7 protein-coding genes are annotated in these 6,305 nt (G+C 44.9%); 5 read left to right on the top strand and 2 right to left on the bottom strand.

Translation table 11 applies throughout. The features are described 5' to 3' along the window. Nucleotides 1–24: 24 nt before the first annotated feature. Nucleotides 25–234: a hypothetical protein gene (locus AM228_RS17290; RefSeq protein WP_197285335.1), complete on the bottom strand. Its 210-nt coding sequence runs from the start codon at nucleotides 232–234 to the stop codon at nucleotides 25–27. 141 nt (nucleotides 235–375) lie between these two features. After that, entirely contained in the window at nucleotides 376–1,260 is an 885-nt protein-coding gene (locus tag AM228_RS17285; RefSeq protein ID WP_054467487.1) for a 4-hydroxybenzoate solanesyltransferase, read from the bottom strand. Nucleotides 1,261–1,341: 81 nt separating this feature from the next. Between AM228_RS17285 and AM228_RS17280 the strand changes: the two genes are divergently transcribed. The 5 genes from AM228_RS17280 to AM228_RS34345 all read left to right on the top strand — a co-directional run. Next, on the top strand, nucleotides 1,342–2,979 hold the full coding sequence (locus AM228_RS17280) for a Ppx/GppA phosphatase family protein (protein WP_054467485.1): 1,638 nt from the start codon (nucleotides 1,342–1,344) through the stop codon (nucleotides 2,977–2,979). 386 nt (nucleotides 2,980–3,365) lie between these two features. Continuing rightward, complete coding sequence (locus AM228_RS36260) at nucleotides 3,366–3,494, top strand: hypothetical protein (RefSeq protein WP_255353218.1); 129 nt, start codon at nucleotides 3,366–3,368, stop codon at nucleotides 3,492–3,494. Between the two features lie 196 nt (nucleotides 3,495–3,690). Next, nucleotides 3,691–5,187, top strand: a complete 1,497-nt coding sequence (gene dacB, locus AM228_RS17275; protein WP_072160817.1) for a D-alanyl-D-alanine carboxypeptidase/D-alanyl-D-alanine-endopeptidase — start codon at nucleotides 3,691–3,693, stop codon at nucleotides 5,185–5,187. Further along, entirely contained in the window at nucleotides 5,156–5,284 is a 129-nt protein-coding gene (locus AM228_RS36255; protein ID WP_255353217.1) for a hypothetical protein, read from the top strand. The genes dacB and AM228_RS36255 overlap by 32 nt, the downstream gene beginning before the upstream one ends. A gap of 328 nt (nucleotides 5,285–5,612) precedes the next feature. Then, nucleotides 5,613–6,305, top strand: a 693-nt coding sequence (locus AM228_RS34345) for a hypothetical protein (RefSeq protein WP_369817757.1), incomplete at its 3' end; no start/stop codon positions are given.

Genomic DNA, 6,305 nt, shown 5'->3' with positions numbered 1-6,305 from the left:
CACCCTACACCCTACACCCTCTTATTAGAAGTTTTCCGGTTGATTTTTTTCGGGATTAATGATTTCTATTTCGCCGGTTCCTTGACAAAAGGAGCAGGTTTCTTCCCTTTGCACTTCGGCGCTGCAATCCCGAATTTCTATGTATCCTTTCCCTTCACAGTGATGACATTTTTTGTAGGCAGTTTGGTGGGCAGTTTTGTGGGCAATATTTTCGGTTTTTTGGGTTGTGTTCATATATTTATATTTAAGAAACCTGGTTTCTATGGTGAATATCAGCAGTTAACGGGGGAATGAGAATAAGAAACCGGGTTTATGTGGTGAATATCAGGAGTTAACGGTGGAATGCTTTCTAAGAAACCCGGTTTCTGTTGACATTTATATTAAAATGCCGGTAATCATTCCGGCAAGTAATATAAATCCAATCCAAACATTTTGGCCAAAGATTTGACCGTAAACAGGTTTGGGTAAGTCATTTTTACGGAGTTGGAAGTATTCCCAACCCCAGATAATAATTGCTATGCCCCAGGATATCCAGAAACCGAGGTTTAATTCCATGACGACCCCGACCCAAGCTAATAAGGCAGCGGTGCCGATAAAGAAGACCGCGATCGCTTCTGTAACCCATTGGCCAAAAAATAGGGCGCTGGAGTTGATCCCTAAGCGGCGATCGTCGTCCCGGTCGGCCATAGCATAAACGGTGTCAAAGCCTAATGTCCAGAGTACCGTTGCCCCCCATAAAATCCAGGTGGCAGTTTCTAACTTGGCTACCGCAGCAGTCCAGCAAATGAGTACGGCAAATCCCCAAGCGATCGAGAGCACCAGTTGAGGGATGGGAAAAATCCGCTTGGCGAGAGGATATACGACAATCACCGGGACCGCAGCGACACAAAGCCAAAAGCTGAGAGAATTGAGATAAAGGGCTAAGATGGCGGCGCAAACTAAGGCAATTAGGGCGATCGCGATCCCAGTTCTGACGGTCAGCGCCCGGGACGCGAGGGGGCGATCGCGGGTTCGTTCTACTTGGGGGTCGATATCTCGATCCCACAGGTCATTAATCACACAACCAGCGGCGCTGGTGGCAAAAGTGCCAATGATAATCACCGCCACTAGGGGAAATTCTGGATGACCGTGGGCGGCTAAAAACACAGCCCAAAGTGCCGGAATCATTAAAATTAAGCGTCCCGCAGGTTTATCCCATCTCAGCAGCCGAATCACTTTTGCCGGGATGGTTTCAAGTTGAGGTTGTGGTGAACTGACCATTGAATCAACAAATAAATAAACAATGAAATACTTTTCTCATTAAATAGGATATCGTTAGTTTTGAGTTTTGGAGGAATGGCAATGGTTCAGTCAATTTCGCGGCAACCTGCAACCCTAGAGGCAACTCTGGGAAAAGAGCAAGGGGAAGACCGCATTATTGCAGCAGTTGATCTTGGCACTAATTCCCTGCACATGGTGGTGGTGCAAATTAATACCACCCTGCCAGCATTCACGATTATCGATCGCGAAAAAGAAACGGTTCGTTTGGGCGATCGCGACCTGGAAACTGGGAATTTAAAACCGGAAATCATGGTACGGGCGATCGCCACCTTGCAGCGGTTCCAAGAAATTGCCCGTAGTCTCAACGTGGAACAAATCATTGCCGTAGCCACCTCAGCAGTGCGCGAAGCCCCCAACGGTCGAGAATTCTTACAAAAAATTCACCATACCCTCAACTTGCACGTTGACTTAATTTCTGGCCAAGAAGAAGCCCGCCGCATCTATTTGGGGGTTCTCTCTGGCATGGAGTTACAAAATCAACCCCATATTATGATCGATATTGGTGGCGGTTCCACCGAACTGATTCTGGGGGATGGGGATGAACCTCGGTTTCTCAGTAGCACCAAAGTGGGGGCAGTGCGTTTGACGGGAGAATTTGTCACCACTGACCCGATTAGCAATTCTGAGTTTAACGTTTTACAAGCTTATATTCGGGGGATGCTCGAACGGGCGGTGGGTGAGTTAAAAGCCAACCTGAAACCCGGAGAAAAGCCCCGCATGGTGGGCACTTCTGGCACCATTGAAACTTTGGCAGAAATTCATGCTTATCAAACCCTGGGACAAGCTCCCTCACCCCTGACGGGTTATCAAATCAGTTTCGCTGATTTACAAGCATTGATCAATCGCTTGCGGAAGCTTTCTAACTCAGAACGGGCGGCTGTACCGGGAATGTCTGACCGGCGATCGGAAATTATTATTGCCGGGGCGTTAATTCTCCAAGAAGCCATGTCTATGTTAGGCATCGATTCTCTAACCCTTTGTTCGCGGGCTTTACGAGAAGGGGTGATTGTGGATTGGATGCTAACTCATGGGTTAATTGAAAATAAACTCCGCTACCAAAGTGCGGTGCGGGAACGCAGCGTGCTGAAAATTGCCCAAAAATACCGAGTTAATCTGGATTCCAGCGAACGGATCGCCCAATTTGCCCTCTCGTTATTTGACCAGACCCAAGGGATATTACATCAGTGGGGATTAAATGCCCGAGAACTGCTTTGGGCAGCGGCAATTTTACATAACTCTGGGGTCTATGTCAGCCATGATGCCCACCATAAACATTCTTATTATTTAATTCGCCACGGTGAACTATTGGGTTTTAATGAAACCGATTTAGAAATTATGGCCAATATCGCCCGGTATCACCGCAAAAGTGCGCCGAAAAAGAAACATGAAAATTATCAAAGTCTGACTAATAAAGACGACCGGAAATTGGTGAAACAACTCAGCGCGATGTTGCGGTTGGCGGCTGCCCTGGATCGGCGTCAAATCGGCGCGATCGCCTCTTTAGACTGTGAATATAATCGCAACACCGCCGAACTAACCCTAAAACTCCAACCCAAAGACCGCAAAGATGATTGCGTTCTGGAACTTTGGAGTTTAGACCAAAAGAAAGCGGTGTTTGAAGCGGAATATAATGTCAAAGTTATCGCCACTTTAAATTAACTTTACTTGTTATTTGTTATTTGTTGTTCCTTGTTTGTTGTTTGTTGTTTGTTGGTTGGGGATTCTTTGTTTGTTGGGTAGGGATTCTTTGTTTTTTGGGTAGGGATTCTTTGTTTGTTGTTCGGTTTGCCAGCAACAAGCAACCAATAACCAATAATCAATAACTAACAACCAACAACTATATAAGGCTTTGCAAGGTCAAGGAGAAGTTTTAAGTAGACGGGCAGAAATAAATCCACCACAGACCCCATGAGAAGAAAAGAGGAAATAGTAAAGAGTAAAGAGTAAATAGTAAAGATATTCTCTCTCCTCTCTTCTCTCTTCTCTCTCCTTCCTATATGCGGGAATCCAAAGCCTATCGGCGGGGAACGAAAAGTGCAATAATTATGTTCACCTACTTATTTAAATTGCAAATATATGAAGAAGCGATCGCTTCTTATGACAAAGCCCTTTTTTATGCCCCCAACTATAAACCGGCGAAAGATGCCAAAAACCAAGCAGAAAAAGAGTTATAAAAAAGTAAAATATGGTTATTTTATATGAATAAATATTATCAAAGCGAACCATTTCCGCAGAATATTATTGTAAGGGCGAAGCATTTCCGCCGCTAAGTTATGGGTGAAAACCAAAGATTTACTGCGGAAATGCTTTGCCCCTAAAGAATATTGTAAATATTGTAAATATTGTAAATATAATGAGAGGATTTGCCAAGTGAAAAAAAATTATGCTTATCTGGTGTCTTTGCTAGTCGCAAGTATTTTCTTGTTAGGCTTTCCTTTGAAAGCGCAAAGCAATGATGCCAATACTCGTGGGTCTGAGGGAATTTGTGCCGCTGAATTACCGGCAAAAATCGATGAGATTGTTAATCGTCGAGAGTTTGAGCGATCGCGCTGGGGCATTAAGATCGCCACTCTTTCCCCCAACCAACCGGGGGAAACTTTATATGCCTTAGAAGCGAATAAATATTTTATCCCCGCATCAACGGCCAAACTCCTGACTACCGCAGCGGCGTTAGAAGCTTTAGATCCTAATTTTCGGATTCGCACCTCGGTTTATGGCACCCAGAATGGCAATGTGGCATCGGTGCGACTGGTGGGACGGGGAGATCCGAGTATTGCCCAACCCCAATTAGCGGCCTTAGCAAAACAGTTGCGCGATCGCGGCATTACCCAAATTGACCAACTGATCGCCGAAGATGCATACTTTCAAGGTGCGCCGATTAACTCTAACTGGGAATGGGAGGATGTTCAGGCGGGTTACGGCACTAGCGTCAACAGTTTAATTTTTAATCAAAATGCGATCGATTTACTGCTTTCACCCCAAAAAGTTGGTGAACCCTTACAGGTGACATTGCTAGATTCCCAGGAACGGAATAAGTGGCAATTAGAAAATAATTCTGTTACCGTAGATATAGGTGAAGCAGAATTTGTGGAAGTCGGGCGTGACCTACGTCAAACCGTTATCCGAGTTTCCGGTCAGTTAAGGGTTGGGTCGGCTCCAGAACCCGTGTACGCCGCCGTGGTCGATCCCGGCGATCGCTTTTTAGCGAAATTCCGCGAAGCATTAATCGCCGCAGGCATTTCTGTGAATAAAACACAGTTATCGACCCAGAGTCTAGCCAACTCCAGCCATAACCTCAGCACAGAATTAGCCGCGATCGAATCCCCGCCACTCTCTGAACTGGTGAAAGAGGTCAACCAAACCAGTAATAATCTCTACGCCGAAGCGATCTTACGACATTTGGGTGTGAGCATTCCTCCGAACAATCGTCAAAAGACAGACTCCAGTGCTGATGCTGGTTTAGCCGTAGTGACAGCCACCCTCGCGCAAAGCGGGGTTAACCCAGACAGCTATAGGTTAGCGGATGGTTCCGGGCTATCTCGGCATAATTTAATCAGCCCCGAAGCCTTAATCCAGACTTTGCGCGTGATGGCCGTCTCGCCTCGGGCTAACCTCTACCGGGACTCCCTGCCGGTACGCCGACTTTCTAACGATGTTGCATCCGCAACGCTGCGCGAACAAATCATGGTTCAAGCCAAAAGTGGGGGGATGAGTGGGATTTCCTCTTTAGCCGGATATATCACCTTACCGGACTACGATCCTTTGGTATTTGCCATCATCTTAAATAATTCTGACAACTCGCGAACGGTGGTTCGCCAAGCAATTAATCAAATTATTGACTTACTGGCGATGCTCCGTCGCTGTTAAGCGATCGCCCGATGTGGCGGCTTCACGTCCTCTTTGCTCGGAAGAAGCTGCTGAGTATATGTGCTGGCTTATCGGCGAATATATCAAAAATCCTTAACAAATCAGCCAAGAAAAGATGTAGTCCCAGTTGTCAGGACATGGGACCTGTTCCCTGCAAGGGTGAATTTTGTGAATTTTTGATCCAAACAGGTAACAATAAGGATCAATTTGCCTTAAAATGAATCAATACTAAAAATACTATCGACGGCTGGGAACTTCAAAAATCTTTTATGTCAAACAAATGGTTGCTATAAAGAAAAAATATCTTTTCCTGAAAAAGAGATAAATAAAACGAATAAATCGACCACAATAGATTGAAATTTTGATGAATAGTATTTTTGGTAAACGTTTGAAAAACGCAGCCATTTTTATAAAAAAGCAAAGTAATGAAGATTTTACTTTTGGGGAAAAAAACTGCACAGATTCAACAAAAATTGTCGAGTTACTTGACGATTAATTTTCCTGATTCAGCGAGAAGTAATCTAGGTTTTAATTTAAGTGTTAATTCAAATCAAATTAATGTTACATCGGTTGACAAAATCTCCATCAATCGAGTGGGAGATGTGCAGGAATTTCTCAGGGATATGAATTTTGACTTGTGCATTATTGATGAACTGGCTTTGTCAGAAGCACAAGCATGGATTGCCACCAAAAAGCAATTGGTTCAGCCAGAGTTTTTGCCGGTTTTATTAATTGTCAATCGCGCAAGGGCGATTCGCGAAAACCCCGTAAAGCATTGGCAGCATTCGGCTTGTGTGGATGAGGTGATTTTTAATCCCATTGACCCGGATGAATTGTGGATCAGAGTTAAGAATTTATTACGGGGGCGATCGCAGAGTAAGCGCGAACGGACATTCGCCCATGAAAGGAATTTCGCCTCTAAAACTTTACAAATCAGCCATGACCCTAACTTACCTGGCCTAACCCAGCCGCCTCCCCAGGAGGAAATTGTGCCGACAATCTCTGCAAATATTCCGGCAAATATTCCGGCAAGTATCCAGGCAAATATCCAGGCAAATATCCAGGCAAATATCCAGGCAAATACCCAGGCAAATACCCAGGCAAATATCCAGGCAAAT

Origin of the sequence: Planktothricoides sp. SR001 (assembly GCF_001276715.1) — a bacterium.
In the GTDB taxonomy this organism is placed as follows: domain Bacteria; phylum Cyanobacteriota; class Cyanobacteriia; order Cyanobacteriales; family Laspinemataceae; genus Planktothricoides; species Planktothricoides raciborskii.
This window is presented reverse-complemented; position numbering and strand designations above follow the sequence as displayed.